At 72.8% G+C, this 23,667-nt stretch carries 25 protein-coding genes; 12 read left to right on the top strand and 13 right to left on the bottom strand.

Features of this window, described 5'->3' with window-relative positions:
* Positions 1 to 120: 120 nt before the first annotated feature.
* The 4 genes from IEZ00_RS22485 to IEZ00_RS22470 are packed head-to-tail and all read left to right on the top strand — an operon-like array spanning position 121 to position 2,928.
* Positions 121 to 714: a TetR/AcrR family transcriptional regulator gene (locus IEZ00_RS22485; RefSeq protein ID WP_189225280.1), complete on the top strand. Its 594-nt coding sequence runs from the start codon at positions 121 to 123 to the stop codon at positions 712 to 714.
* Positions 714 to 1,880: an MFS transporter gene (locus IEZ00_RS22480; RefSeq protein WP_189225279.1), complete on the top strand. Its 1,167-nt coding sequence runs from the start codon at positions 714 to 716 to the stop codon at positions 1,878 to 1,880. Before IEZ00_RS22485 ends, IEZ00_RS22480 begins: the two co-directional genes overlap by 1 nt.
* An 8-nt stretch (positions 1,881 to 1,888) precedes the next feature.
* Entirely contained in the window at positions 1,889 to 2,314 is a 426-nt protein-coding gene (locus IEZ00_RS22475) for an acyl-CoA thioesterase (protein ID WP_189225278.1), read from the top strand.
* A gap of 26 nt (positions 2,315 to 2,340) precedes the next feature.
* Complete coding sequence (locus IEZ00_RS22470) at positions 2,341 to 2,928, top strand: maleylpyruvate isomerase mycothiol-dependent enzyme family protein (protein ID WP_189225277.1); 588 nt, start codon at positions 2,341 to 2,343, stop codon at positions 2,926 to 2,928.
* A gap of 35 nt (positions 2,929 to 2,963) precedes the next feature.
* Here the strand turns inward: IEZ00_RS22470 and IEZ00_RS22465 are convergent, their stop codons facing one another.
* Complete coding sequence (locus IEZ00_RS22465; protein ID WP_189225276.1) at positions 2,964 to 4,040, bottom strand: TetR/AcrR family transcriptional regulator; 1,077 nt, start codon at positions 4,038 to 4,040, stop codon at positions 2,964 to 2,966.
* 88 nt (positions 4,041 to 4,128) lie between these two features.
* Here IEZ00_RS22465 and IEZ00_RS22460 point away from each other — a divergent pair, with 88 nt between their 5' ends.
* Complete coding sequence (locus IEZ00_RS22460) at positions 4,129 to 5,289, top strand: cytochrome P450 family protein (RefSeq protein WP_229795985.1); 1,161 nt, start codon at positions 4,129 to 4,131, stop codon at positions 5,287 to 5,289.
* A gap of 95 nt (positions 5,290 to 5,384) precedes the next feature.
* On the top strand, positions 5,385 to 6,674 hold the full coding sequence (locus tag IEZ00_RS22455; RefSeq protein WP_189225275.1) for a cytochrome P450: 1,290 nt from the start codon (positions 5,385 to 5,387) through the stop codon (positions 6,672 to 6,674).
* A 108-nt stretch (positions 6,675 to 6,782) separates the two neighbouring features.
* Here the strand turns inward: IEZ00_RS22455 and IEZ00_RS22450 are convergent, their stop codons facing one another.
* On the bottom strand, positions 6,783 to 8,258 hold the full coding sequence (locus tag IEZ00_RS22450; RefSeq protein ID WP_189225274.1) for a peptide MFS transporter: 1,476 nt from the start codon (positions 8,256 to 8,258) through the stop codon (positions 6,783 to 6,785).
* A 139-nt stretch (positions 8,259 to 8,397) separates the two neighbouring features.
* On the opposite strand from IEZ00_RS22450, the gene IEZ00_RS22445 reads away from it, so the two are divergent.
* Positions 8,398 to 8,961, top strand: coding sequence for a TIGR03086 family metal-binding protein (locus tag IEZ00_RS22445; RefSeq protein ID WP_229795984.1), 564 nt, complete (start codon positions 8,398 to 8,400; stop codon positions 8,959 to 8,961).
* Between the two features lie 231 nt (positions 8,962 to 9,192).
* Here IEZ00_RS22445 and IEZ00_RS22440 read toward each other — a convergent pair whose 3' ends face one another.
* The 4 genes from IEZ00_RS22440 to IEZ00_RS22425 form a co-directional block, all read right to left on the bottom strand.
* Entirely contained in the window at positions 9,193 to 9,714 is a 522-nt protein-coding gene (locus IEZ00_RS22440) for a DUF4262 domain-containing protein (protein WP_189225273.1), read from the bottom strand.
* Between the two features lie 35 nt (positions 9,715 to 9,749).
* Positions 9,750 to 10,502, bottom strand: coding sequence for a YebC/PmpR family DNA-binding transcriptional regulator (locus IEZ00_RS22435; RefSeq protein ID WP_189225272.1), 753 nt, complete (start codon positions 10,500 to 10,502; stop codon positions 9,750 to 9,752).
* Between the two features lie 18 nt (positions 10,503 to 10,520).
* The gene (gene pdxT / locus IEZ00_RS22430; protein WP_189225271.1) at positions 10,521 to 11,132 is read right to left on the bottom strand and encodes a pyridoxal 5'-phosphate synthase glutaminase subunit PdxT; all 612 of its coding nucleotides are present in this window, start codon (positions 11,130 to 11,132) and stop codon (positions 10,521 to 10,523) included.
* A 131-nt stretch (positions 11,133 to 11,263) separates the two neighbouring features.
* Positions 11,264 to 12,610 (bottom strand): amino acid permease, encoded by a 1,347-nt coding sequence (locus tag IEZ00_RS22425; protein WP_189225327.1) that lies wholly within the window; start codon positions 12,608 to 12,610, stop codon positions 11,264 to 11,266.
* A gap of 285 nt (positions 12,611 to 12,895) precedes the next feature.
* On the opposite strand from IEZ00_RS22425, the gene IEZ00_RS22420 reads away from it, so the two are divergent.
* The gene (locus IEZ00_RS22420) at positions 12,896 to 14,749 is read left to right on the top strand and encodes an acyl-CoA dehydrogenase family protein (RefSeq protein ID WP_189225270.1); all 1,854 of its coding nucleotides are present in this window, start codon (positions 12,896 to 12,898) and stop codon (positions 14,747 to 14,749) included.
* On the opposite strand, the gene IEZ00_RS22415 is transcribed toward IEZ00_RS22420, so the two are convergent.
* Positions 14,742 to 15,050 (bottom strand): AzlD domain-containing protein, encoded by a 309-nt coding sequence (locus tag IEZ00_RS22415; RefSeq protein ID WP_189225269.1) that lies wholly within the window; start codon positions 15,048 to 15,050, stop codon positions 14,742 to 14,744. The two genes, IEZ00_RS22420 and IEZ00_RS22415, sit on opposite strands and share 8 nt — an antisense overlap.
* Positions 15,047 to 15,745, bottom strand: coding sequence for an AzlC family ABC transporter permease (locus IEZ00_RS22410; protein WP_189225268.1), 699 nt, complete (start codon positions 15,743 to 15,745; stop codon positions 15,047 to 15,049). Before IEZ00_RS22410 ends, IEZ00_RS22415 begins: the two co-directional genes overlap by 4 nt.
* A 56-nt stretch (positions 15,746 to 15,801) precedes the next feature.
* Here IEZ00_RS22410 and IEZ00_RS22405 point away from each other — a divergent pair, with 56 nt between their 5' ends.
* From IEZ00_RS22405 to IEZ00_RS22395, 3 genes are all read left to right on the top strand, one after another.
* Positions 15,802 to 16,359, top strand: a complete 558-nt coding sequence (locus IEZ00_RS22405; RefSeq protein WP_189225267.1) for a helix-turn-helix domain-containing protein — start codon at positions 15,802 to 15,804, stop codon at positions 16,357 to 16,359.
* 88 nt (positions 16,360 to 16,447) lie between these two features.
* Positions 16,448 to 16,702 carry a hypothetical protein gene (locus tag IEZ00_RS22400; RefSeq protein ID WP_189225266.1) on the top strand — a complete coding sequence of 85 codons (255 nt, stop codon included), beginning with the start codon at positions 16,448 to 16,450 and terminating at the stop codon, positions 16,700 to 16,702.
* A complete protein-coding gene (locus tag IEZ00_RS22395; protein WP_189225265.1) occupies positions 16,699 to 17,103 on the top strand; it encodes a type II toxin-antitoxin system VapC family toxin in 405 nt (134 codons plus the stop codon). The genes IEZ00_RS22400 and IEZ00_RS22395 overlap by 4 nt, the downstream gene beginning before the upstream one ends.
* Before the next feature lie 51 nt (positions 17,104 to 17,154).
* Here IEZ00_RS22395 and pdxS read toward each other — a convergent pair whose 3' ends face one another.
* Positions 17,155 to 18,069 carry a pyridoxal 5'-phosphate synthase lyase subunit PdxS gene (gene pdxS / locus IEZ00_RS22390; RefSeq protein ID WP_189225264.1) on the bottom strand — a complete coding sequence of 305 codons (915 nt, stop codon included), beginning with the start codon at positions 18,067 to 18,069 and terminating at the stop codon, positions 17,155 to 17,157.
* 313 nt (positions 18,070 to 18,382) lie between these two features.
* On the opposite strand from pdxS, the gene IEZ00_RS22385 reads away from it, so the two are divergent.
* Complete coding sequence (locus IEZ00_RS22385) at positions 18,383 to 20,443, top strand: elongation factor G-like protein EF-G2 (protein ID WP_189225263.1); 2,061 nt, start codon at positions 18,383 to 18,385, stop codon at positions 20,441 to 20,443.
* Positions 20,444 to 20,446: 3 nt separating this feature from the next.
* Here IEZ00_RS22385 and IEZ00_RS22380 read toward each other — a convergent pair whose 3' ends face one another.
* From IEZ00_RS22380 to IEZ00_RS36965, 4 genes are all read right to left on the bottom strand, one after another.
* A complete protein-coding gene (locus IEZ00_RS22380) occupies positions 20,447 to 21,409 on the bottom strand; it encodes an anti-sigma factor RsbA family regulatory protein (protein ID WP_189225262.1) in 963 nt (320 codons plus the stop codon).
* Complete coding sequence (locus tag IEZ00_RS22375) at positions 21,406 to 21,723, bottom strand: STAS domain-containing protein (protein ID WP_189225261.1); 318 nt, start codon at positions 21,721 to 21,723, stop codon at positions 21,406 to 21,408. The genes IEZ00_RS22380 and IEZ00_RS22375 overlap by 4 nt, the downstream gene beginning before the upstream one ends.
* A 224-nt stretch (positions 21,724 to 21,947) precedes the next feature.
* Complete coding sequence (locus IEZ00_RS22370; RefSeq protein ID WP_189225260.1) at positions 21,948 to 23,438, bottom strand: CoA-acylating methylmalonate-semialdehyde dehydrogenase; 1,491 nt, start codon at positions 23,436 to 23,438, stop codon at positions 21,948 to 21,950.
* Positions 23,435 to 23,667, bottom strand: a 233-nt coding sequence (locus tag IEZ00_RS36965; protein ID WP_373293177.1) for an aminotransferase class III-fold pyridoxal phosphate-dependent enzyme, incomplete at its 5' end; no start/stop codon positions are given. The genes IEZ00_RS36965 and IEZ00_RS22370, both read right to left, overlap by 4 nt.

Below are 23,667 nucleotides of genomic sequence, written 5' to 3'. Positions count from 1 at the left end.
CGGTTGACCTGCCGATTCGACCGCGCACGCCGAAGTCCACCCCAAAGAATCACGGACACCGGCGACCCAAACCGTACGTACTGATTGGATTTCGCAGGCCCGGACTGGAACGATCGAACAGTGCCCAGGGTGAGCCAGGACCACCTCGACGCCCGCCGCCGCCAGATCCTCGACGGCGCGCGGGCGTGCTTCGCGCGCCACGGTTACGAGGGCGCCACCGTGCGCCGCCTGGAGGAGGCTACCGGTCTGTCCAGGGGTGCGATCTTCCACCACTTCCGGGACAAGGAGTCGCTGTTCCTGGCGCTGGCCGAGGACGACGCGCTGCGGATGGCCGAAGTGGTGGCCGAGCAGGGCCTGGTGCAGGTGATGCGCGACCTGCTGTCCGCGCCGGAGCCCGCCGACGCCGAGCACCCCGCCGACTGGCTGGGCACCCGGCTGGAGGTCTCCCGGCGGCTGCGCACCGACCCGGAGTTCCGGGCCCGCTGGGCGGAGCGCTCCCAGCAGCTCACCGACGCCACCCGGCAGCGGCTGCTGCGCCAGCGCGAGGCCGGGAAGCTGCGCGACGACGTGGACGTGGGCGTGCTGACCTCGTTCCTGGAGCTGGTGCTGGAGGGTCTGGTCTCGCACCTGGCGATGGGCCTGCCCGCGGACGACCTGGGGCCGGTGCTGGACTTGGTCGAGGAGACGGTGCGCAGGCACCGCCGGTCGGCGTGATGCGGCTGTACCTGTGCGCGGCGGCGCTGGCGCGCACGGCCGACGAGATGGTCGGCGTGGCCTTGGTGCTGCTGGTGCTCGAACGCACCGGTGACGCGGCGCTGTCCGGCGCGGTGGTCGCCGCCTACACCGTGCCCTCGGTGCTGTCCGGTCCGCTGCTGGGCGCCTGGCTGGACCGCGCCCGGCGGCCGGTGATCGCGCTGGCGGGCAACCAGTTCCTGCTCGCCGCGGTGGCGCTGGGCCTGGTGCTGGCGGGCGACCGGCTGGCGGTGCTGCTGGGGTTGGCCTTCCTCGGCGGCACCACCCTGCCCATGACCAGCGGCGGTTTCAGCAGCCTGGTGCCCAGGCTGGGCCGGGACGACCTGCCGCGCGCCACCGCCGCGGACGCGCTGGTGTTCAACGCCGCGGCGATCGGCGGCCCGGCGCTGGCGGGCGTGCTGAGCGCGGTGTGGGGACCCGCGGTGGCGGTGCTGGGGATCAGCGGCCTGTCCCTGCTCGGCGGGCTGTGCACGACGGCGCTGCGGGTGCCGCCGCACGAGGCGGCGCGGCGTGCGCCGCTGCTCGCCGCGATGCGCGCGGGCCTGCGGCACTTGGCGACCACTGCCCCGCTGCGCGGCGCGACCGCGGCCACGGTGCTCAGCTACGGCACGGTCGGGCTGCTGTCCACCGGCCTGCCCGCGCACCTGGCGTCGCTGGACCTGGACGAGGACCTGGTCGGGGTGGTGTGGGCGGTGTTCGAGGCGGGGGCCATCACGGGGGTCTTCGCGCTGCGCCGCCACCTGCCCCGCTGGCGTCCCGAGCGGGTGATCTTCACCCTGCTGCCGCTGTACGGGCTGGCGGTGGCGGTGTGGCCGCTGCCCTCCGGCCTCGGCGTGCTGCTGGCGCTGGTGTTCGTCGGCGGTGCGGTGGACGGCCCGGTGCTGACCGCGACGATGACCGCCCGGCAGCGGTACACCCCAGAGGAGCTGCTCGGGCAGGTGTCCACCACCGGGGCGAGCCTGAAGATCGGCGGTTACGCGGTGGGCGCGGCGACGGGCGGCTGGCTGGTCGCGGGCGGACTGGCCCCGGCGCTGGTGATCCTGCTGGTGGCGGCGGGCCAGGTGGCGGCGGCGGGCCTGGGCGCGCTCACCGCCCGCTCTCGCCACCCCGTCCGGGTGAGCCCATAATCGCTGACATGGCTGACGCCCGCCCCGTTCACGTGCACCGGGTGCGGGTGCGCCCGGTCGACTGCGACCGCCGGGGAGCCGTGCACGCCTCCCGCTACCCCGTGTTCTTCGAAGCGGCGATGGTGGAGGCCCTGCGCTCGCTGCTGGGCTCGTACAAGGAGCTGGAGAAGCGCGGCATCGACCTGGTGGTGGCCGAGACGTCCGTCCGCTACCTCAACCCGGCCCGGTTCGACGACCTGCTGCGCATCGCGGTGCGGGTGCGGACCCTGGGCACCACCACGCTGACCGTGGGCTTCGACGCCGACGTGGACGGCACGCCGATCGCCACCGCGTGGCACCGGTACGTCTCCTTCGGCACCCCGCAGCTGCGCAGCACGCCGATCCCGGACGAGTTCCGCCGGGCGCTCGAACCGCGCGGCCCGGTCCGCCGCTGATCCCCGACCACCCACCGAGGACGAACATGACGACCGTCACCGCCGACGACCTCGACACCGCGGTCGCCCACGCGGAGGCCGTGCTGAGCCGGGGCGTCGCCCACGACTGGGCGGCGCTGCCCGGCGTCGGCGAGTGGAGCGCCCTGCGCACCGCCGAGCACATCGGCGACTGCCTGCTGTCCTACGCGGGACAGCTCGTCATCCGCCCCACATCGCGGTACGTGCGTTTCGAGGGCGTGCTGGCGCGGGGCGCCTCGGCCGCCGACGCGCTGGAGTTCGTCGTGGCGGGCGGGAGGATCCTCGTCTCGACCGTGCGCACGTCCCCACCCGAGGCCCGCGCGCACCACCCCGCGGGCACCTCCGACCCGGCGGGCTTCGCGGCCATGGGCTGCGTCGAAGTGCTCGTGCACGGCGAGGACATCGCGCGCAACCTCGGCCTGTCGCTGGACCCGCCGCGCGAGCTGTGCGCGCGCGTGCTCGCCCGGTTGTTCCCGGATGTCGACGCGAGCGGCGACCCGTGGCGGGTTCTGCTGTGGGCCACCGACCGGTCGGAGCTGCCGGGACGTGGGCGGCGCGGGCGCTGGCGCTGGCGGAGCGCCGTGCCCGGCGAGTGACCGCCGGACGCGGTCCCGGTCCCGCCCGCGAGCGCCTACCCCGCCGCGACGACGCTGCCGGAGGCGACCGCCTGGCAGGCGCCGAAGCCCTCCGCCCGCGCCACCACCCGTCCCGACTCGACGCGCACGGCCGCCTCGGTCGCGTCGCTGACCGCCGCGACGCCCGCTGCGGCGGCCACCGCGCCGGACTCGTCGCACACCACCCGCAGTCGCGGCCAGGCCGAGGGCGGGAAGGACTGGCGCAGGCAGCCGCACAGCTCGGCGACCACGAGCCGGGCCAGCGGGGCCAGCTCGGCGGGCTCGCCGGTGACCAGCACGGCGGTCACCTCCGCCCCGGCCCGCACGGCCTGCTCGACCGCGGCCAGGCGGTGCAGCCCGAGCACGGCCACCACGCCGTCGCCGTCGAGCCGGGCCGGACCGCCGGTCACCAGGTCGACCGCGCTCGGCGGTGACCAGGGCAGGTCCGCCGCCCGCACGGGAGGGACGGCGGTCGGCGGCGGCCAGTGGTCGTTGAGCTCCAGCCCGGCCAGCCGCTCGCACGCGCTGATCACGTCGAACGGCTGGAGGAACCCCGGTGCGGCGCCCGCCAGGCCGCTCGCGCCGTGCAGCGCGCCCAGCACGGTCGTGGCCAGCCGCACCCGTCGCGGCACGGGTCCTCCCGGCTCGCGGGCGGGCGGGCGCAGGCGTTCCAGGGCGAGGCCGAGCAGCAGCGCGTCCAGCGCCATCAGCTGCTCGAACGGGCGGCGGGTCAGCTCGGCGGAGACCACCTCGGGCAGCAGGTCGCCCGCCAGCCGCGCCCAGCCGCCGGGTTCGGCGTCCAGCCTGCTCACCCACGCGCGGGCCAGCGCGCCCAGCGCCTCGGCCGGGGTGGTGCCGTGCTGCGGGTGGGCCGGTCCGGGAGCGCGTTCGACCAGGTCGGCCAGCACCGCGAAGTAGAGGGCGCGCTTGCCGGGGAAGTTCGAGTAGACCGCGCCGCGGGTCAGCTCGGCCCGTTCGGCGATGGCGTCGACCTTGGCGTCGCGGAAGCCGCGCTCGGCGAACTCGGCGCGGGCCGCGGCCAGCACCCTGGCCCGGTTGCGCTCCTGCGCCTCCGCCCTGCTGAGTCGGGCCACGCACCCCTCCTTGCCGCCTGCGCCGCGACCAAGATAACGTCGCCACTCAGATGATGAGAACATCTGATGTGAACATCTGGAGGATCGCGTGACCGTCCCCGAGATCGACCCGACCGACCCCGCCGTGCTGCACGACCCGTTCACCGCCTACCGGCGGGCCGGGGAGCAGTCGCCGCTGGCCCGGATGCGGGTGCCCGGCATGGGACCGCTGTGGGTGGTGACGCGGCACGAGCAGGCCAGGCAGGTGCTGGGCGACCCGCGGTTCGAGCTGAACGCGGCCAGCTTCCTGCGCCCGCCCGGCATCCCCGAGCACTGCCTGCCCTACCTGCGCACGATGGCCGAGATCGACGGCCCGGAGCACACCCGGCTGCGCAGGCTCGCCGCGCCCGCGTTCACCGCGCGCCGCGCCGCCGAGTTCCGGCCGCGCGTCGAGGAGATCGTGGGCCGCCTGCTCGACGCGCTGCCCCCGCACGGGCCGGTGGACCTGCTGGAGCACTTCGCGCGACCGCTGCCCACGGACGTGATCTGCGAGCTGGTGGGCATCCCCGAGGACGACCGCGCGCGGTGGCGGCGCTACGGCGCGGCGGTCGCCGCGGGCCACGGCCCCGAGTTCATCGAGGCCATCCCGCACATCGTCGAGGACGCCAAGGCCGCCGTGACCCGGCGGCGGGCCGAGCCCGGCGACGACGTGATCTCCGTGCTGCTGGCGGTGGAGGACGGGCTCGACGACGTGGAGCTGGTCGCCCTGGTGTGGCAGCTGGTGCTGGCCGGGCAGACGCCGACCAACCTCATCGCCAACGCGGTGGAGGTGCTGCTCACCCACCCCGAGCAGCTGGCCGCGCTGCGCGCCGACCCGGCACTGGCGCCGCGCGCGGTGGAGGAGCTGACCCGCTGGACGACCCCTCAGCTGCTCACCACGCCGCGCTGGGCGCGCGAGGACGTGGAGATCGGCGGCGTGCTGGTGCGCCGAGGGGAGCCGGTGACCACCGCGATCGTCGCCGCCAACCGCGACCCGCGCGCGTTCGCCGAACCCGAGCGGCTGGACCTGGGCCGCGCGGCGGCGCCGGGGCACCTGGGCTACGGGCACGGCCCGCACTTCTGCCTGGGCGCGGCGTTCGCGCGGGTGCAGACCGAGGTGGCGCTGACCGCCCTGCTCGACCGGTTCCCGCGACTGGCGCCGGCGGGCGAGGTGCGCCACGCGCCCGATGGCGGCACGTGGCGCGTGGCGCACCTGCCGGTGACCTACTGATCGCCGGGTTCGCCGCCGGTGGCGCGAACACCGCGTTCGCAGCACCGGCGGCGAACCCGCTTGAAAATCCCCCACTCCTTGACCACCGTGTGGCCATGCCGTCCGCGCTGAGAACCGCCTCACTGCTGCTGCTGGGACGCACCGCCGTCCGCGTCCAAGCCGTCCTCGGCGACCCCGCCGCCCGGTTATTCGGGCTCGACCAGGGCGAAGACCCCTACCCCGTGTTCGAGTCGGTGCGCGCCAAGGGGGTGCTGGTGCCCAGCCGGATGGGCCTGCACCTCACCGCGTCGCACGAGCTGTGCTCGCGACTGCTGCGCGACCCCGCGTTCGGCGTCGTCCCCGCCGGGGCGCTGTCCCCGGTGGACACCACCGCGCACGTCGGCGGCAGGCGGCTGATGAACCCGGTCGAGGACTCCTTCCTGGTGCTCAACCCGCCCGACCACACCCGGCTGCGCAGGCTGGTGGCGCCCTGGTTCACCCCTCGCGGGCTGCGCAGGCAGGCGGACATGATCGAGCGGGTGGTCGAGGAGCACCTGGACCAGGTGGCCGCCCGGCCCACGTTCGACCTGGTCCGCGACTTCGCCGCGCGGGTGCCCGTCCGGGTGATCACGGATCTGCTCGGCGTGCCCGGCGCGGACCAGGCCGCGTTCGCCCGCTGGGGCAGCGTGCTGGTCAACGCCTTGGACGGGGTGCGCGACATGGCCGAGATGAGGGCGCTGCACACCGGCTTGCGCGAGTTCGAGGAGTTCCTCGACGGCTTGATCGCGCACCGGCGGCGCACTCCCGGCGACGACGTGGTCAGCGCGCTGGCCGCCGAGCCCGAACTGACCCGCGAAGACCTCATCGCGACCACCGAACTGCTGCTGGTGGCGGGCTTCGAGACCACGGTCAACCTGATCGGCAACGCCGTGCTGGCGGTGCTGGGCCACCCGGAGGTCCGCGAGCGCCTGCTGGACTCCCCCGACCACGCCGAGGCGGTCGTCGAGGAGACGCTGCGCTTCGACCCGCCGGTGCAGTACACCGTGCGGGCGCCGAGCGAGGCGGTGGAGGTGGCGGGCACGCGGCTGCCCAGGGGGACGCCCGTGATGCTGATGCTCGCCGCGGCCAACCGCGACCCGGCGGTGTTCGCCGACCCCCACCGCTTCGCCCCCGGCCGGCCGGACGGGCGCGAGCACCTGGCGTTCTCCTCGGGCATCCACTACTGCCTGGGCGCGGGTCTGGCCAGGATGGAGGCCGCGGCGGCGTTGCGCGGCCTGTTCCGCCGCTTCCCCGACCTGCGCGCCGCCGGTCGGGTCCACCGCAGACCCTCAAGGGTGATCCGCGGCGCGGCGCGCCTGCCGGTGAGCACCGGCCTCCGCCGCCCGATTCGGCAAAACGCCCGCTGAACACCGGGTTCTGGGGCATTCTTGGAACCGTGCGAGCGGGCCCCGCCGCACCGCCGCCGCGGCGGGGCCCGCTCGCCGCCACCCACCGGGGTGGCGTGGGGGCGACTGCTAGCCGACCCCGTGCATCAGCTTGCGGATGCGGCCGGTCGACACCGCCAGCAGCACGCCCAGGGCGATGGCCACGCCACCCAGCACGCCGAAGTAGGTCACCGCGTTCTCGTCGCTGTAGAACCGGACCACGACCGCGCCGATGCCCTGCCCCGCCGCGGAGGCCAGGAACCACAGGCCCATGGTCTGCGAGGCGAACGCGCGCGGGGCCAGCTTCGTGGTCACCGACAGGCCCACCGGGGACAGCAGCAGCTCACCGCAGGTCATCACCAGGTACATGGCCACCAGCCACAGGAAGCCCACCCGCACCGCGGGGTCGCCCTGGCTGGCCACCATCATCAGCAGGAACGACAGCCCCACCAGCAGCAGCGAGTAGGCGAACTTGCGCGGGGTGGCGGGCTGCCTGCTGCCCAGCCGGGTCCACAGCAGGGCGAACAGCGGCGCGATCACGATGATCATCACCGGGTTGATCGACTGGACGAACGACGGCGGGAACTCCAGGCCGAGGAAGCGGGTGTCCACCCGCGTGTCGGCGAACGCGGCGATGACCGTCGCGCTCTGCTCGAACAGCAGCCAGAACATCACCGCCGCGACGAACAGCGGGATGTAGGCGACCAGCCGGGAGCGCTCCACCGAGGTGGTCTTGCGGCTGCGCAGCATCACCGCGAAGTAGCACACCGGCAGCGCCACCGAGGCGACGCTGATCAGGTTGATCACGCCCTCGGCCCCGAGCACGCCGGTGACCAGCAGCAGCACCACCGCCGCCACCGCGGCCAGGGTGATCGCGGTGATCCGGCCCAGCACGCGGCCGCGCTCGGCGACCGGCAGCGGGTTGGGCGGGTTCATCGCGGAGCCGCCCAGGTAGCGCCTGCCGAACCGGTACTGCACCAGCCCCAGCGCCATGCCCACCGCCGCCGCGCCGAACCCGAGGTGCCAGTCGTAGTTCTCGCCGAGGAAGCCGCACACCAGCGGCGCGAGGAAGCCGCCGAGGTTGATGCCCATGTAGAAGATGGTGAAACCGGAGTCGCGGCGCGGGTCGGACTCGGCGTAGAGGCCGCCGACCACGGTGGAGATGTTCGGCTTGAGCAGGCCGGTGCCCAGCACGATGAGGATCAGGCCGGTGTAGACGCCCGCGACGCCGATCGGCATGGCCAGCGCGACGTGGCCGAGCATGATCAGCACACCGCCGTGGAAGACCGCCCGCTGCCCGCCCAGCACCCGGTCGGCCAGCCAGCCGCCCGCGATGCCCGACATGTAGACCGCGGCGCCGTAGATGGCGACCAGGGACAGCGCGAAGCTCTTGTCCAGGCCGAGCGCGCCCTCGGCGGTGGAGCGGTAGAGGTAGTAGGCGAGGATCGCCTTCATCCCGTAGTAGGAGAAGCGCTCCCACAACTCGGTGAAGAACAGCGTGGACAGTCCTCGGGGGTGCCCGAAGAAGCCCCGCCGAGGGGCGGTTACCGCGCTCGTGGCGCTCACGGTGCCTCCTGCGTGGCGGTTCGGTGTACCGGACGAAGTTACGCCGTACGGAGGTACCGGAAAAATTTTCGACTACTCCGAGTGGCGCAGCGCACAGGCTTGAGGTGCGCGGCCCGGCGAGCTTTGGTGCACTCGGGAGGTGGATCTGATCGAGGCCCACGGACGGGCGATGAACGAGTTCGACACCAGGGTGCGCCAGGTGCGCGCCGACCAGTGGGAGCTGGCCACGCCGTGCAAGGAGTGGTCGGTCCGGGACCTGGTCAACCACCTGGTCCAGGAGCAGCTGTGGGCGCCCGAGCTGCTGGCGGGCTGCACCGTCGAGCAGGTCGGCGACCGCTTCGAGGGCGATCAGCTCGGCGAGGACCCGCTGCACGCCTGGGTGCTGGCCGCCGCGGCGGCGCGGGAGGCGTGGATCGCGCCGAAGGCGCTCCAGCGGCAGGTGCACCTCAGTTCCGGCCGGACCGCCGCGCCGGAGTACGGCTGGCAGATGACGCTGGACCTGGCCGTGCACGCCTGGGACCTGGCCAAGGCCATCGGCGTCGGAGCCGGGGTCGACCCGGACCTGGCCGAGGAGCTGCTGGAGCGGATGGGCCCGGAGGTCCAGCGGTGGCAGGGCAGCGGGCTGTTCGAGCCGCCGGTGCCGGTCCCCGCGGACGCCGACCCGACGGCGAAGCTGGTCGCGCTGCTGGGCCGCACGCCCTGAGGGGCAGCCCGCCGGTTCCTCGTCGGACGCCCAGGACCGCCGTGCGGGGCACGCGTCCCGCTCCCCGCGCCTCCCCCGGCGTGCGAGGAGCGGGACGCATGTCCCCCCTCAGTGCGCGTGCCCCCCAGCACACCCGCACACCGGAATTCCTACTCCTCGGAGCTTGTCAGCTGTCGGCAGCGGACCTGCTGACAACAACGACCTGACAACAACGACCTGACAACGCGGCCCTCAGGGACCGTCGACGCCGGGCGTCCAGCTCTCCGGTCGACCGCTCTCGGTGAGCAGCAGCTGCCAGTCGCCGAAGCCCTCCGGCGCGTCCGGCTGCCACGGCCAGTGGCCCTGCGGGGTTGGCACCACGATCTGCACGGCGGCGAAGTCACCCTTGCCGTAGAGCAGGAAGGCGCTGCCGAAGAACTCCGGGTAGAACCCCTTGAACACCCGCTCGAAGGTGACCGGCACACCCTGGAAGAAGTCGTGGTAGAGCTTGCCCGGCACGAACCGCTCCCCCCGGCTGGCCCGGTCGACGTAGGCGCGGATGAGCACCTCCGCCATGCCCGCGTCCAGGCCGATCACCACGGCCTCGGCCACCCCGAAGCGCCGCCAGGCCCCGACCGAGAAGGCGTACGGCGCGCCCTCCTCGTCCTGCGGCACGGTGACCACCGCGTGGCCGTGGCGTTCGGCCTGGTCCAGCAGCCAGGCGCGCAGGTTGTGCTCTTCGGGGCTCAGCGAGGGGGTCGACACGGCGCCCATTGTCCCGGACCGCCGCGCCGACCCGATCACCCCCGTCAGGCGTCCACGGCCGCCATGACCTCGTCCGAGACGTCGAAGTTCGCGTACACGTTCTGCACGTCGTCGCAGTCCTCGAGCGCGTCGATGAGCTTGAAGATCTTGCGCGCGCCCTCGGCCTCCAGCTGCACCGTCACCGACGGCAGGAAGTTCGCCTCGGCCGACTCGTAGTCGTACCCCGCGTCCTGCAGCGCCTTGCGCACCGCCACCAGGTCACCCGCCTCGGAGACGACCTCGTAGCTCTCGCCCAGGTCGTTGACCTCCTCCGCGCCCGCGTCCAGCACCGCCATCAGGACGTCGTCCTCGGACAGGCCGTTCTTGGGCACGATCACCACGCCCTTGCGGGTGAACATGTAGGACACCGAGCCGGGGTCGGCCATGGAACCGCCGTTGCGGGTCATCGCCGTGCGGACCTCGCTCGCCGCGCGGTTGCGGTTGTCGGTCAGGCACTCCACCAGCACCGCGACGCCGTTGGGGCCGTAGCCCTCGTACATGATGGTCTGCCAGTCGGCGCCACCCGCCTCCTCACCGCCACCGCGCTTGCGGGCGCGCTCGATGTTGTCCAGCGGGACCGAGTTCTTGCGCGCCTTCTGGATGGCGTCGTACAGCGTGGGGTTGCCATCCGGGTCACTGCCCCCGGTGCGCGCCGCGACCTCGATGTTCTTGATCAGCCGCGCGAACAGCTTGCCGCGCTTGGCATCGATTGCGGCCTTCTTGTGCTTGGTGGTCGCCCACTTAGAGTGGCCGCTCATTGCTCCTCCGTCGAATACTCAGCCCGCGGCGCGGACCATGTCCACGAAAAGGCGGTGCACGCGCCCGTCACCGGTCAGCTCCGGGTGGAACGAGGTGGCCAGCACGTGCCCCTGCCGAACCGCGACGATCCTACCGGCGGCCTCGCCCGCGTCCTCGGATTCCGGCACGCGCGCCAGCACTTCCACATCGGACCCCGCCGATTCGACCCACGGGGCCCGGATGAACACCGCGTGCACCGGCTCATCCCCGACCCCGGTGAAGTCCAGGTCCGACTCGAACGAGTCGACCTGCCTGCCGAACGCGTTGCGCCGCACGACGATGTCCAGTCCGCCCAGCTGGTGCTGGTCCGGGCGGCCGTCGAGCACCTGGTCGGCGAGCAGGATCATGCCCGCGCAGGAGCCGTAGGCGGGCATCCCCTCGGCGATGCGGGCGCGCAGCGGCTCCAGCAGCTCGAAGGTGTGCAGCAGCCTGCTGATGGTGGTCGACTCGCCGCCGGGCAGGACCACGCCGTCGACCTCGGCCAGCTCCTCGGGGCGGCGGATCGGGCGGGCCAGCGCGTCGGCCTCGGCCAGCGCGACGAGGTGCTCGCGGACATCGCCCTGCAGGGCCAGGACACCGACGACGGACACGACTGGATCTTCCTCCTGCGGCGGGGAACGCTCCCCACCAGCCTAAGGCGTGGCCCCGCACCCCTGTTCCACCAGGGCGGGGCGGGTGCTCGTGACACCCGCCCCGCCCGCTTCCACCTTCCCGCGGTGGGCTAGTCGCCCGCCGCGACCCGCTCGACGTCCGGTCGGGCCGTCGAGCGCCGGGACTGGACCGCCCGCCACCCCGCGAACAGCAGGACGACGAGCACGGGGATGGACCAGAAGGCGATGCGCTCGGCCGGTCCGGCGAAGGCCATCAGCACCAGGACCAGCGCCAGGAACCCGAGCGTGGCCCACCCGGTGTAGGGGGCGCCGGGCATCCGGTACGCGGGCTGGGGCAGCTCGCCGCGCCGCACCGCCTGGCGCAGCCTGAGCTGGCAGAGGATGAGCGTGGCCCAGGTGGCCACCACGCCCAGCGAGGCGATGGCGATCGCGATGTCGAACGCCTCCTTGGGCACCAGGTAGTTCAGCACCACGCCCGCCAGGTAGGCCACCGAGGTGAACAGGATGCCGCCGTAGGGCACGTGCCTGCTGCTCATCCGGCCGGTGAACGCGGGCGCCTCGCCCTTGTCGGCCAGCGCGCGCAGGATGCGGCCGGTCGAGTACAGCCCCGAGTTGCACGAGGACAGCGCGGCGGTCAGCACCACGGCGTTCATCACGTCGCCGACACCGGCGATGCCCAGCTGCGAGAAGACGGTGACGAACGGGCTCTCCGCGCCGCTGTAGAGGTTCCAGGGCAGCAGCATCGCCAGTAGCAGGACCGAGCCGACGTAGAAGACGCCGATCCGGTAGACGACGCCGTTGATGGCCTTGGGCAGCACTTCGCGGGGGTTGCGCGTCTCGCCCGCCGCGATGCCGACCAGCTCGATCGACGAGTAGGCGAAGATGACCGCCTGGAGGGTCATCAGCGCGATGCCGATGCCCGCCGGGAACAGCCCGCCGTGCGCGGTCAGGTTGTGCACGCCCGCCTCTGCCCCGCCGATCTCGGCGTTGCCCACGACCAGCGCGACCCCGGTGAACAGGAACACCACGATCGCGGTCACCTTGACCACGGAGAACCAGAACTCCAGCTCGCCGAACAGCTTCACCGACAGCAGGTTGACCACGACCAGGAAGGCCAGCGCGATCAGCGCGGTGACCCACTGCGGCAGGTCCGGCAGCCAGCGGTGGACGTAGATGGCCACCGCGGTGATCTCGGCGATGCCGGTCATCGCCCAGTTCACCCAGTACATCCAGCCCGAGGTGAAGCCCGCCCACGGCCCGATGAACTCGCGGGCGTACTCCACGAAGCTGCCCGCGGTGGGGCGGTGCAGCACCAGCTCGCCCAGCGCCCGCATCACGAAGAACGCGGCCAGGCCGCACGCGGCGTAGGAGAACACGAGGGCAGGACCGGCCTGGGCGAGTCTGCCGCCCGCGCCGAGGAACAGGCCCACGCCGATGGCGCCGCCGATGGCGATCATCTGGACCTGGCGCTTGCCCAGTGACTTGGTGTAACCGTCCGTGTTCTCCTCGTTCACGAGGGTTGGACGTTAGAACCTCGCGGCGCGACTGCCACGCCGGCTTGAGCAAGGCTTGATGTGATCATTTCCACAACGGCGGGAAAACGCCTGGTGGAGCTCTTCCGGCAGGCCGGGCGTTCGGCTCGCGGTTCCGCCGGACCGGGACGGGCGGGTCCGGCCGTGACTCCGGGCACGGTTGACCCAGGCCGGGTCCGCCCGCGCCGAGGGCCGTGCTACTAAGGAGTAATGAGGACCGACGTGCTGCGCGAACTCCTGGACGGCCGGTGGGCCACCCTGCGGCGGGACTCGCTGGACCTGCTGGGGAAGCTGGAACCGGCGGGTGAGCTCTCCCGCGAGGAGCACCGCGCCTGGGTTCTGGAGCAGATGCGCACGCTGGCCGAGGGCGGCTACCCGGCGATCGGCTTCCCCGCCGAGCACGGCGACCGCGACGACATCGGCGGCTCGGTGGTCGCGTTCGAGGCGCTGGGCTACGGCGACCTGTCGCTGATGGTCAAGGCGGGCGTGCAGTGGGGGCTGTTCGGCGGAGCGGTGCAGGCGCTGGGCACCGAGGAGCACCACGCGCGCTACCTGCCGGCGATCATGAGCATGGAACTGCCGGGCTGCTTCGCCATGACCGAGACCGGGCACGGCTCGGACGTGCAGCACCTGCGGACCACGGCGACCTACGACGTCGAGGCGGGCGAGTTCGTGGTGCACACGCCCGACCCCGCGGCGCGCAAGGACTACATCGGCAACGCCGCCCGCGACGGTCGAATGGCGGTGGTGTTCGCCCAGCTCGTCACGCGGGGGCAGCAGCACGGCGTGCACGCGCTGCTGGTGCCGATCCGCGACGAGTCCGGCGCCCCGATGCCGGGGGTGCGGATCGAGGACTGCGGGCCCAAGGCCGGGCTGAACGGGGTGGACAACGGCCGGTTGACCTTCGACAACGTGCGGGTGCCGCGCGAGGCGCTGCTCAACCGGTACGGCGACGTGGCCCCGGACGGCACCTACTCCAGCCCGGTCGAGGGCACCGGCCGCCGGTTCTTCACCATGCTGGGCACGCTGGTGCGCGGGCGGATCAGCGTGGCGGGCGGCGCGGGCAGCGCCACCAAGAAGGCACTGGCCATCGCGATCGGGTACGGCTCGCAGCGGCGGCAGTTCACCCGACCGGACACCGGCGAGGAGGTCGTCGTGCTGGACTACCTCGCCCACCAGCGGCGGCTGCTGCCCGCGCTGGCCACCTCCTACGCGCTGCACTTCGCCCAGGAGGAGCTGGTCTCGGCGCTGCACGACGGTGGCGACGACCGGCACCAGCGGGAGCTGGAGTCGCGCGCGGCCGGGCTCAAGGCGGTGGCCACCTGGCACGCCACGCACACCATCCAGACCTGCCGCGAGGCCTGCGGCGGCGCCGGGTACCTGTCGGAGAACCTGCTGGCCGGGCTCAAGGCCGACACGGACGTGTTCACCACCTTCGAGGGTGACAACACGGTGCTGCTCCAGCTGGTCGCCAAGGGCCTGCTGACCAGCTACCGCGACCACGTCGGCGACCTGGACCCGTGGGGCATGGCCCGGTTCGTGGCCGACCAGGCGGTGAGCGTGGTGATCGAGCGCACCGCCGCCCGCGCGATCATCGACCGGCTGGTGCGCGGCAGCTCCGACGCGCTGCTGGACCGGGGCTGGCAGGTGCGCCAGTTCGAGGACCGGGAGCGGCACATCCTGGAGGGGCTGGCGCGCAGGCTGCGCAAGGCCTCGAAGCAGGACGCGTTCGACGTGTTCAACGCCGCGCAGGACCACGTGCTGCACGCGGCCCGCGCGCACGTGGACCGCGTGGTGCTGGAGGCGTTCGTGGCGGCGGTCGACCGGTGCCCGGACCCGGAGGTGTCCGCGCTGCTGGACCGGGTGTGCGACCTGTACGCGCTGAGCACGATCGAGGGCGACCGGGCGTGGTTCCTGGAGCACGGCAGGCTCAGCCCGGCCCGCTCGAAGGCGGTGTCCCAGGCGGTGAACGAGCTGTGCCGCCAGCTGCGCCCGCACGCGCGGACGCTGGTGGACGCGTTCGGCATCCCGGAGGGGTGGCTGGCCGCGCCGGTGCTCAGCTGACGCCCGCCAGGCGCAGCCCCGCCGTGGTGGCCCCGGCCAGCAGGACGACCACCACGAACGGGGCCTTGCGCCACGCGGCGAGACCTCCCACCAGCACGCCCGCGGGCAGCGCCCACCCGGCGAACTCCCGGCCGCTGGTCAGGGAGGAGGTGGCGACCAGCGCGACGAGCAGCACCGTCGCCGCGGTGGCCATCAGCTCCTTGACCCGGTCGGGCAGGGTCAGCCGGTCGCGCAGCAGCGGACCGGCCACCCGGAAGGCGTAGGTGCCCGCGGCGAGCACCAGGATCGCGGCGAGGCTCACGCGGCCACCTCCTTCTTCCGCCCGGTCTTCTTCCGCCCGGCCGTGGCCACCAGCCCGACCAGCGCCAGCAGCACCGGCACGCCCGCGGGCAGCAGCGGCGTGGTGGCCAGCGCGACCACCGCGCCGAGCAGGGCCGCGCGCAACGTCGCGGTGTCCTTGAGGGCGGGCAGCACCAGCGCCAGCAGGGCGGCGGGGAACGCCGCGTCCAGGCCGAACGCGCCGGGGTCGCCGATGCCCTGCCCGACCAGCGAGCCCGCGACCACGCCGAGGTTCCAGCCGAGGAACAGGGTGACGCCGCAGGCCCAGAAGGCGGTGCGGGCGCGCGCCGGGTCGCGCTGCGCCAGGGAGAAGGCCACGCTCTCGTCGACCATCAGGTGGCTGCCGACCAGCCGGGCGGCCAGTCCCCGGCCCAGCACGTGGCCGACGGCCAGGCCGAACGGCAGGTGCCGCGCGTTGAGCACCAGCCCGGCGAGCACCGCGGCGGCCGGGCTGCCGCCCGCGGCGACCACGCCGACCGCCATGAACTGCGAGCCGCCCGCGAAGACCAGCACGGACATCACCAGCGGCACCCACCACTGCAGGCCGCCCGCGACCGAGATCGCGCCGAAGGACGCGCCGTTGACCGCCGCCGCGGCGGCGATGGCCGCCACGTCGCGCAGCAGGTCGGTGTCATGTGTACGCCATATCGAACGCATCGTCTTCTAGACTGAACACCTACGGTGTGTTCGTCAAGCCGAACGATTGGACTGTCATGCCGAACACAGGGGCGCCGCTGGAGGTCATCGCGGCCTCGCTGCGACGGGAGCGGGAGCGCGCGGGCCTGTCGCTGAGCGAACTGGCCAAGCGGGCCGGGATCGCCAAGTCCACGCTCTCCCAACTGGAGTCGGGCAGCGGCAACCCCAGCGTGGAGACGCTGTGGGCGCTCGGCGTCGCGCTCGGGGTGCCGTTCAGCAGGCTGGTCGACCCGCCCACGCCGCGGGTGCGGGTGATCCGCGCGGGCGAGGGGCCCGCCATCTACTCGGAGCGGGCGCACTACACGGCGACCCTGCTGGCGTCCTGCCCGCCGGGGGCGCGGCGGGACATCTACGTGCTCAACCTGGAGCCGGGCGCGGCGCGCGAGTCGGAGCCGCACATGCCGGGCACGACCGAGCACCTGGTGGTCAGCGCGGGGCGGGTGCTGGCGGGGCCGAGGGAGGAGCCGGTGGAACTGGGGCCGGGCGACTACCTGCTCTACCCCGGCGACGTGCCGCACACCTGCCAGGCGCTGGAGCCGGGCACATCAGCGGTGATGGTCATGGAGCACGTGTAGAACACCCGTTCGAGTAGTTGATTCCATCGGTGCATGTGCCGATGAGAGCTTCATGCAGACAGCATGTACCGCCCCTACGCTCGAAGACATGGACGAGGGCGGCGACACCAAACCCGTGCACATCCGTGAGGTGCCGTCCAAGGTGGTGGACATCCTCCAGAAACGCGCCGACGCACAGGGCATGTCGCTGACCGGCTACCTGCGCCAGCACCTGATCGAAGTGGCCAGCAAGCCGACCATGGAAGAGTGGATCGAGTCCGCCACCAACCGCACCTGGGGTGTGGACCGGGAGACCATCGTGCGCACGATCCGCGAGCTCCGGGACGAGGTGGACAGCGAATGAAGACCACCATCGTCGTGGACTGCTCCGCGCTCGTCGAGGTCGTCGCGGGCAAGAGCCCGGAACGGGAACTCCTGCGCAGGCTGATGACCTCGACCGCGTCAGCCCCGGAGCTCATCGACGCCGAAGCGATGAGCGTGCTGCGCCGCATGGAGCGCAACCTCCACCTGACCCCGGACGACGCGACCTTCGCGATGTCCCGGATCACCGCGTCACCAGTGAACCGGGTGCCCCTGCGGACCCTGCTCCGCCGGGCATGGGAGTTGCGGCACGCGGTGCACACCTACGACTCGCTCTACCTGGCGCTCGCCGAGGAGCTCAACGTCCCCCTCATCACCTGCGACGCCAAGCTGGCCGGGTCGAACGGCCACCAGGTCGACATCGAGGTGTACCCGGTGTCCTGACGCGCGGCGGCTCCCGGCCCGCGGTGGGCCGGAAGCCGCCGCGGACCGCTCCTACCAGCCGCGCTCGGCGAGCCGGTGCGGCTGCGGGATCTCGTCCACGTTGATGCCCACCATGGCCTCGCCCAAGCCGCGGGAGACCTTGGCGATCACGTCCGGGTCGTCGTAGAAGGTGGTGGCCTTGACGATGGCCTCCGCGCGCTGCGCCGGGTTGCCGGACTTGAAGATGCCCGAGCCCACGAACACGCCCTCGGCGCCCAGCTGCATCATCATCGCCGCGTCGGCCGGGGTGGCGATGCCGCCCGCGGTGAACAGCACGACCGGCAGCTTGCCCGCCTCGGCGACCTCGCGCACCAGCTCGTACGGGGCCTGCAGCTCCTTGGCCGCCACGTACAGCTCGTCGGCGGGCAGGTTCTGCAGGCGCTTGATCTCGGCGCGGATCTTGCGCATGTGGGTGGTGGCGTTGGAGACGTCGCCGGTGCCCGCCTCGCCCTTGGAGCGGATCATCGCCGCGCCCTCGGTGATCCGGCGCAGCGCCTCGCCCAGGTTGGTCGCACCGCACACGAAGGGCACGGTGAACTGCCACTTGTCGATGTGGTTGGCGTAGTCGGCCGGGGTGAGCACCTCGGACTCGTCGATGTAGTCCACGCCGAGGGACTGCAGCACCTGCGCCTCGACGAAGTGGCCGATGCGGGCCTTGGCCATCACCGGGATCGAGACCGCGGAGATGATGCCGTCGATCATGTCCGGGTCGCTCATCCGCGACACGCCGCCCTGCGCGCGGATGTCCGCGGGCACCCGCTCCAGCGCCATGACGGCGACCGCGCCCGCGTCCTCGGCGATCTTGGCCTGCTCGGGGGTGACCACGTCCATGATCACGCCGCCCTTGAGCATCTCCGCCATGCCGCGCTTGACGCGGGCGGTGCCGGTCAGGTGCGCACCGGCCTCGGAGTTGGATGAAGTGGTCACGGCCAGCCTTTCGGATCAGGGGGACGACCACCTGATCGTACGTCGGACGTGGACCGCCGAAGCAGGCCAATCCGACGCGTTCTCAGCAGTCCACTCGCACCCCCACCGCAGGTAGTGGCCTGGCACACGTCCGGGTGCGAGCACCGGCCGAGCGGGCGACCCGACGCTCCGGTGGCAGCGGTGGGGTGAGCACGGCCCCCGTCCGCGCCCGCCCTGGTTCCTCCTGCCGGGTTGGGTCCGGCCCACGGGGTTGTCCGACGCGCGCCACGGGTGTGAGATCGAACACTAATCACTTGTGGAGGGTGGGCATCCCATGGGCAGCAAACACTCCGACAGCAGTCCCTCGGCAGCCGCGGTCGCTGTGGACGACCCGGCCAAAGTGCGCAACGTCGTGCTGGTCGGCCCCTCCGGGTCGGGCAAGACGACCCTCGCCGAAGCCCTGCTGGCGACCACCGGCGTCCTGACCAGGGCGGGTTCGGTCACCGAGGGCACCACGGTGTGCGACCACGACCCGGCCGCGGTGCGCCAGCAGCGCTCCGTCGGCCTGTCGGTCGCCCCGGTCCGGCACGGCGACATCAAGATCAACTTCATCGACACCCCCGGTTACGCCGACTTCGTCGGCGAGCTGCGCGCGGGCCTGCGCGCGGCGGACGCGGCGCTGTTCGTGGTCAGCGCCGCGGAAGGCGTCGACGCCACGACCGTGGCGCTGTGGCAGGAGTGCGCGGCGGTCGGGATGCCGCGCGCGGTCGTCATCTCGCGCACCGACCACCACCGCGCCGACGTGCTCAACGAGATCGCCGCCTGCCAGGAGGCGTTCGGCGCGGGCGTGGTGCCGCTGTACCTGCCCGGCGACGACGGAGGGCTGGTGGGCCTGCTCACCACCGACGACGAGCGCTACGCCGAGCAGCGCGACCAGCTCATCGAGGGGATCATCGCCGAGAGCGAGGACGAGACCCTCATGGACCGCTACCTCAACGGCGAGGAGATCGACCAGGCCACCCTGATCGCCGACCTGGAGACCGCGGTGGCGCGCGGCTCGTTCCACCCGGTGCTGCCGGTGTGCGCGGCGACCGGGACGGGCCTGCCCGAACTGCTCGACGGCATCGCCCGCGCGTTCCCCTCGCCGCTGGAGCACCCGCTGCCCGAGATCACCGGCGTGGACGGCATCCCGCATCCCCGCCTCGCCCCGGACCCGGAGGGGCCGCTGGTCGCCGAGGTGGTGCGCACCGCCGTCGACTCCTACGTGGGCCGCGTGTCGCTGGTGCGGGTGTTCTCCGGGACGCTGCGGCCGGAACGGCCCGTGCACGTCTCCGGTCACGGCATGGCCGATCGCGGGCACGAGGACCACGACGCGGACGAGCGCGTCGCGCACGTGTACTCACCATTGGGGGCGAACCTGCGCGAGGTGCCGTACTGCGTGGCGGGCGACCTGTGCGCGCTGACCAAGCTGGGCTCGGCGGAGACCGGGGACACCGTGTCCGCGCCGGAGCACCCGCTGCTGGTCGCGCCGTGGGACATGCCCGAGCCGCTGCTGCCGGTCGCGGTGGTGCCGCGCAGCCGCAGCGACGAGGACAACCTGGCCCGCAACCTGAACAAGCTCGTCGCGGGCGATCCCACGCTGCGGCTGGAGCGCAACGCCGAGACCCACCAGCTGGTGCTGTGGTGCATGGGCGAAGCGCACGCCGACGTGGTGCTGGCCCGGCTGCGCGCGGGCGGGGCCGAGGTGGACACCGAGCCGGTGCGGGTGGCGCTGCGGGAGACCTTCGCCGCGCCGGCCAAGGGGCACGGGCGGCACGTCAAGCAGTCCGGCGGGCACGGCCAGTACGCGGTGTGCGACATCGTGGTCGAACCGCTGCCGCGCGGCGCGGGCTTCGAGTTCGTCGACCGCATCGTCGGCGGCGCGATCCCCAACCAGTTCATCCCCAGCGTCGAGAAGGGGGTGCGCGCGCAGCTGGAGCGCGGCCTGCAGGCAGGCCACCCGGTGGTCGACGTGCGCGTGACGCTGGTGGACGGCAAGGCGCACTCGGTGGACTCCTCCGACGCGGCGTTCCAGACCGCGGGCTCGCTGGCGCTCAAGGACGCCGCGGCCAACGGCCGGACCTCGTTGCTGGAGCCGGTGGACGAGGTGCGCATCAGGCTGCCCGACGAGCACCTCGGCACGGTGCTGGGCGACCTGTCCGGGCGGCGCGGCCGGGTGCTGGGCACCGAGGCCGACAGCGCGGGCCACACGGTGATCCGGGCCGAGGTGCCCAGCACCGAGCTGCTGCGGTACGCCATCGAGCTGCGCTCGCTGACGTCGGGCACCGGCACCTACAGCCGCCGCTTCTGCCGCTACGACCCGCTCCCCCAAGCGCTGGCCGCCCAGGCCAGGTGACTCCTACCGCTCCGGGACCGCGCTCTCCGCCGCGCGCGGTCCCGCCACGCGCAACCGGAACACCACGGTGCCCTCGACGCAGCGCACGTCGACCGACTCGCAGATCTGGCGGGTCACCCACAGCCCGTCGCCGGGTGCGGTGGGCGCGTGCAGCGCGGGCGGCCGGAACCCGGCGAACGGGTCCAGCTCACCCGCTTGTGCACCGCTGAGCTCGCACACCAGCGAGCCGTCGGCCAGCCACATCGCGGCGTGGCCGTCGTCGCGCAGGAACGCCAGCGCCTCGCCGACCGCGACGGTCAGCATCGCCGCGTTCTCCTCCGACAGCCCGAAACCGATGGCCCGGCCCACGATGAACCGGCGCAACGCCTGCAGGTCACCGCGCAGCGGCAGCACCCTGGCGTCGGCCGGTCGGGGCGGCAGCGGGAGCGCGTCGCAGGTGTCGGCGTAGTGGGCGGGCTCGACGTAGTGCGGCGAGGTGATCACCTCGCCGTCGACCACGTGCTCGGGGTGGGTCATCAGCGCGTGGGTCACGCCCTCCTCGCCGACCACCCGCGCGTCGTACGGGCACAGCATCCACACGTTAGTGGCGGCTAAGACGACGTTGAGCCCCGACTCCATGCGCCGCCAGGCCGTCGCGTCGGCGCGCGTGCGGCCCGCCCACAGCGGTTCGGCGAGCACCCTGACGTTGCGGCAGGTGGCCGACGTCACTTTGTGCTGCCAGTAGCGGAAGAAGGCGGTAGCCCGTTCCGGTGGTCGCCGCCCGAAATAGGCAGTTTCGGCATGGTCGAAATCACCCGCCAGGGTGCCGAGCGCGGATCGCAACGATTCGACGTTCGCGGGTGTTGTGGCGACCAGCACCGGCTCACCGAGTTCGATCCCCTCGGCCACGAATGGGGCCGCCACCGCGAGGAATTCCTCGTCCGTGGTGTAGACGGCCGCGTGGTGCCGGAACCGGTCTTCGCTCACCTGGGCACACCTCCGTTCAACAGGACCAGACCGGGCGCATCCGCCCAGCCCAGCGCTTCGATCGCCCAGGCGTGGTGCCTGGCGACGTCGAGCACCAGCGCGCGACCTCTCGGGGCCAGCTCAGCGGCGACCGCGATCAGTACGCGGATGGCCTCGACCCGGAGGAACGGCACGTCCCGCGCGCAGAGCCGGACGCCGTCACCCCCCGCGTCAGCGGCTTCGAGGACGACATCGCGCAGCGCCTGCAACTGCGCGGCGCCGATGTCCCCCGACAACACCAGACCGGGCGGATCGGTGTGGCGAGTGATGACCAACGGTGCTCCTAGCGGGAATCGCGATAAGCCCCAGCGCCCCCAAAGCCGAGTGCACAACGCGGAGCAGATTACGCCATTCCGCCCACAATGCCAAAACGGCCCCACCACGACCGTGCGAAATAAATTGTTCAGCTATTGAACTGGCACCGCCGGGCATTGCGCCCGTTCGCCACCGATTTTCCGGTTGCGCGCGCAAGCCGTTCGCGGGGCGGTGTGCCGGTCGGTCAGGTGTTGCGCGGGAACCCGAGGTTGACCCCGCCGTGCGACGGGTCCAGCCAGCGGCCGGTGACGACCTTGGTGCGGGTGAAGAAGTGCACGCCGTCCGGGCCGTAGGCGTGCGAGTCGCCGAACAGCGAGTCCTTCCACCCGCCGAACGAGTAGTAGGACACCGGCACCGGGATCGGCACGTTCACCCCGACCATGCCGACCTCGACCTCGTTCTGGAACCGCCGGGCCGCACCGCCGTCGTTGGTGAAGACGGCCGTTCCGTTGCCGTACGGGTTGGCGTTGACCACCTCCAGCGCCTCGTCGTAGGTGGGCACCCGCAGCACCGACAGCACCGGGCCGAAGATCTCGTCGCGGTAGACGGACATGTCCACGCCCACGTGGTCGAACAGGGTCGACCCGAGCCAGAAGCCCGACGGGTCGCCGTCGACCGGGCGGTCGCGGCCGTCGACCACCAGGCGGGCCCCCTCCGCGACACCCGCGTCCACGTAGGCGGCCACGCGGTCGCGGTGCTCGCCGGTGATCAGCGGCCCCATCTCGCAGCCCGCGCGACGGCCGTCGCCGACCTTCAGCGCGGCGATGCGGTCGGCGACCTTGGCCACCAGCTCGTCGCCCACCGGGTCCACGGCGACCACCACCGAGATGGCCATGCACCGCTCCCCCGCCGAGCCGAAGCCCGCCGACACCGCCGCGTCGGCGGCCAGGTCCAGGTCCGCGTCGGGCAGCACGACCATGTGGTTCTTGGCCCCGCCCAGCGCCTGCACGCGCTTGCCGTGCCGGGTGCCGGTCTCGTAGACGTGCCGGGCGACCGGCGTGGAGCCGACGAAGGAGACGGCCTTGACCTCCGGGTGCTCCAGGACGCGGTCCACGGCCACCTTGTCGCCGTGCACGACGTTGAGCACGCCGTCGGGCAGGCCCGCCTCCGCGAACAGCTCGGCGATGAACACCGACGCCGACGGGTCCTTCTCGCTCGGCTTGAGCACCACGGTGTTGCCGCACGCGATGGCGTTGGGCACGAACCACAGCGGCACCATGGCGGGGAAGTTGAACGGCGACACCACCCCGACCACCCCCAGCGGCTGCCGGATCGAGTAGACGTCGACCTTGGTGGAGGCGTTCTCGCTGAACCCGCCCTTGAGCAGGTGCGGGACGCCGCAGGCGAACTCGACCGCCTCCAGGGCGCGCTGCACCTCGCCCATCGCGTCGGGGAGCACCTTGCCGTGCTCGGCGGTGACGATCGAGGCGAGCTCGCCCTTGCGCGCGTTGAGCAGCTCGCGGAAGGCGAACATCACGTTCGCCCGCTGCGCCAGTGACGCGCCGCGCCACCGCGTGTACGCCTCGCGCGCCGCGGCCACCGCTTCGTCCACCACCGACGCCGACGCGAAGTCGACCCGCGCCGAGACCCGGCCGGTGGCCGGGTCGTGGACCTCGCCCGCGCGCTCGACCGCGCCGGTCCACGGCTTGCCGCCGATCCAGTGGGTGATCCTCACGACGCCACCTCCGCGATGGTCTCGCGCAGCACCGCCAGCGCCTCCTCCAGCTCGTCCTCGGTCAGCGTCATCGGCGGGGCCAGGCGGATCACGTTGCCGTACAAGCCGCCCTTGCCCACCAGCAGACCTCGTTCCCGCGCGCCCTCCAGCACCGCCACCGCGGCGGCCGGGTCCGGTTCACCGCCGGGGCCGACCAGCTCCACGCCCACCATCAGGCCCTTGCCGCGCA

Origin of the sequence: Saccharothrix coeruleofusca, assembly GCF_014648515.1 — a bacterium.
GTDB lineage: Bacteria > Actinomycetota > Actinomycetes > Mycobacteriales > Pseudonocardiaceae > Actinosynnema > Actinosynnema coeruleofuscum.
Note: the sequence above shows the minus strand (reverse complement) of the source record. Positions and strands in the feature narration are given on the sequence as shown.

Coding starts and splice junctions, on each gene's coding strand:
- IEZ00_RS22480 (WP_189225279.1), top strand. CDS start 714: ATGCGGCTGTACCTGTGCGCGGCGGCGCTGGCGCGCACGGCCGACGAG.
- IEZ00_RS22475 (WP_189225278.1), top strand. CDS start 1,889: ATGGCTGACGCCCGCCCCGTTCACGTGCACCGGGTGCGGGTGCGCCCG.
- IEZ00_RS22470 (WP_189225277.1), top strand. CDS start 2,341: ATGACGACCGTCACCGCCGACGACCTCGACACCGCGGTCGCCCACGCG.
- IEZ00_RS22455 (WP_189225275.1), top strand. CDS start 5,385: ATGCCGTCCGCGCTGAGAACCGCCTCACTGCTGCTGCTGGGACGCACC.
- IEZ00_RS22440 (WP_189225273.1), bottom strand. CDS start 9,714: ATGGGCGCCGTGTCGACCCCCTCGCTGAGCCCCGAAGAGCACAACCTG.
- IEZ00_RS22435 (WP_189225272.1), bottom strand. CDS start 10,502: ATGAGCGGCCACTCTAAGTGGGCGACCACCAAGCACAAGAAGGCCGCA.
- IEZ00_RS22425 (WP_189225327.1), bottom strand. CDS start 12,610: ATGATCGCCATCGGCGGCGCCATCGGCGTGGGCCTGTTCCTCGGCGCG.
- IEZ00_RS22420 (WP_189225270.1), top strand. CDS start 12,896: ATGAGGACCGACGTGCTGCGCGAACTCCTGGACGGCCGGTGGGCCACC.
- IEZ00_RS22410 (WP_189225268.1), bottom strand. CDS start 15,745: ATGCGTTCGATATGGCGTACACATGACACCGACCTGCTGCGCGACGTG.
- IEZ00_RS22405 (WP_189225267.1), top strand. CDS start 15,802: ATGCCGAACACAGGGGCGCCGCTGGAGGTCATCGCGGCCTCGCTGCGA.
- IEZ00_RS22400 (WP_189225266.1), top strand. CDS start 16,448: ATGGACGAGGGCGGCGACACCAAACCCGTGCACATCCGTGAGGTGCCG.
- IEZ00_RS22395 (WP_189225265.1), top strand. CDS start 16,699: ATGAAGACCACCATCGTCGTGGACTGCTCCGCGCTCGTCGAGGTCGTC.
- IEZ00_RS22385 (WP_189225263.1), top strand. CDS start 18,383: ATGGGCAGCAAACACTCCGACAGCAGTCCCTCGGCAGCCGCGGTCGCT.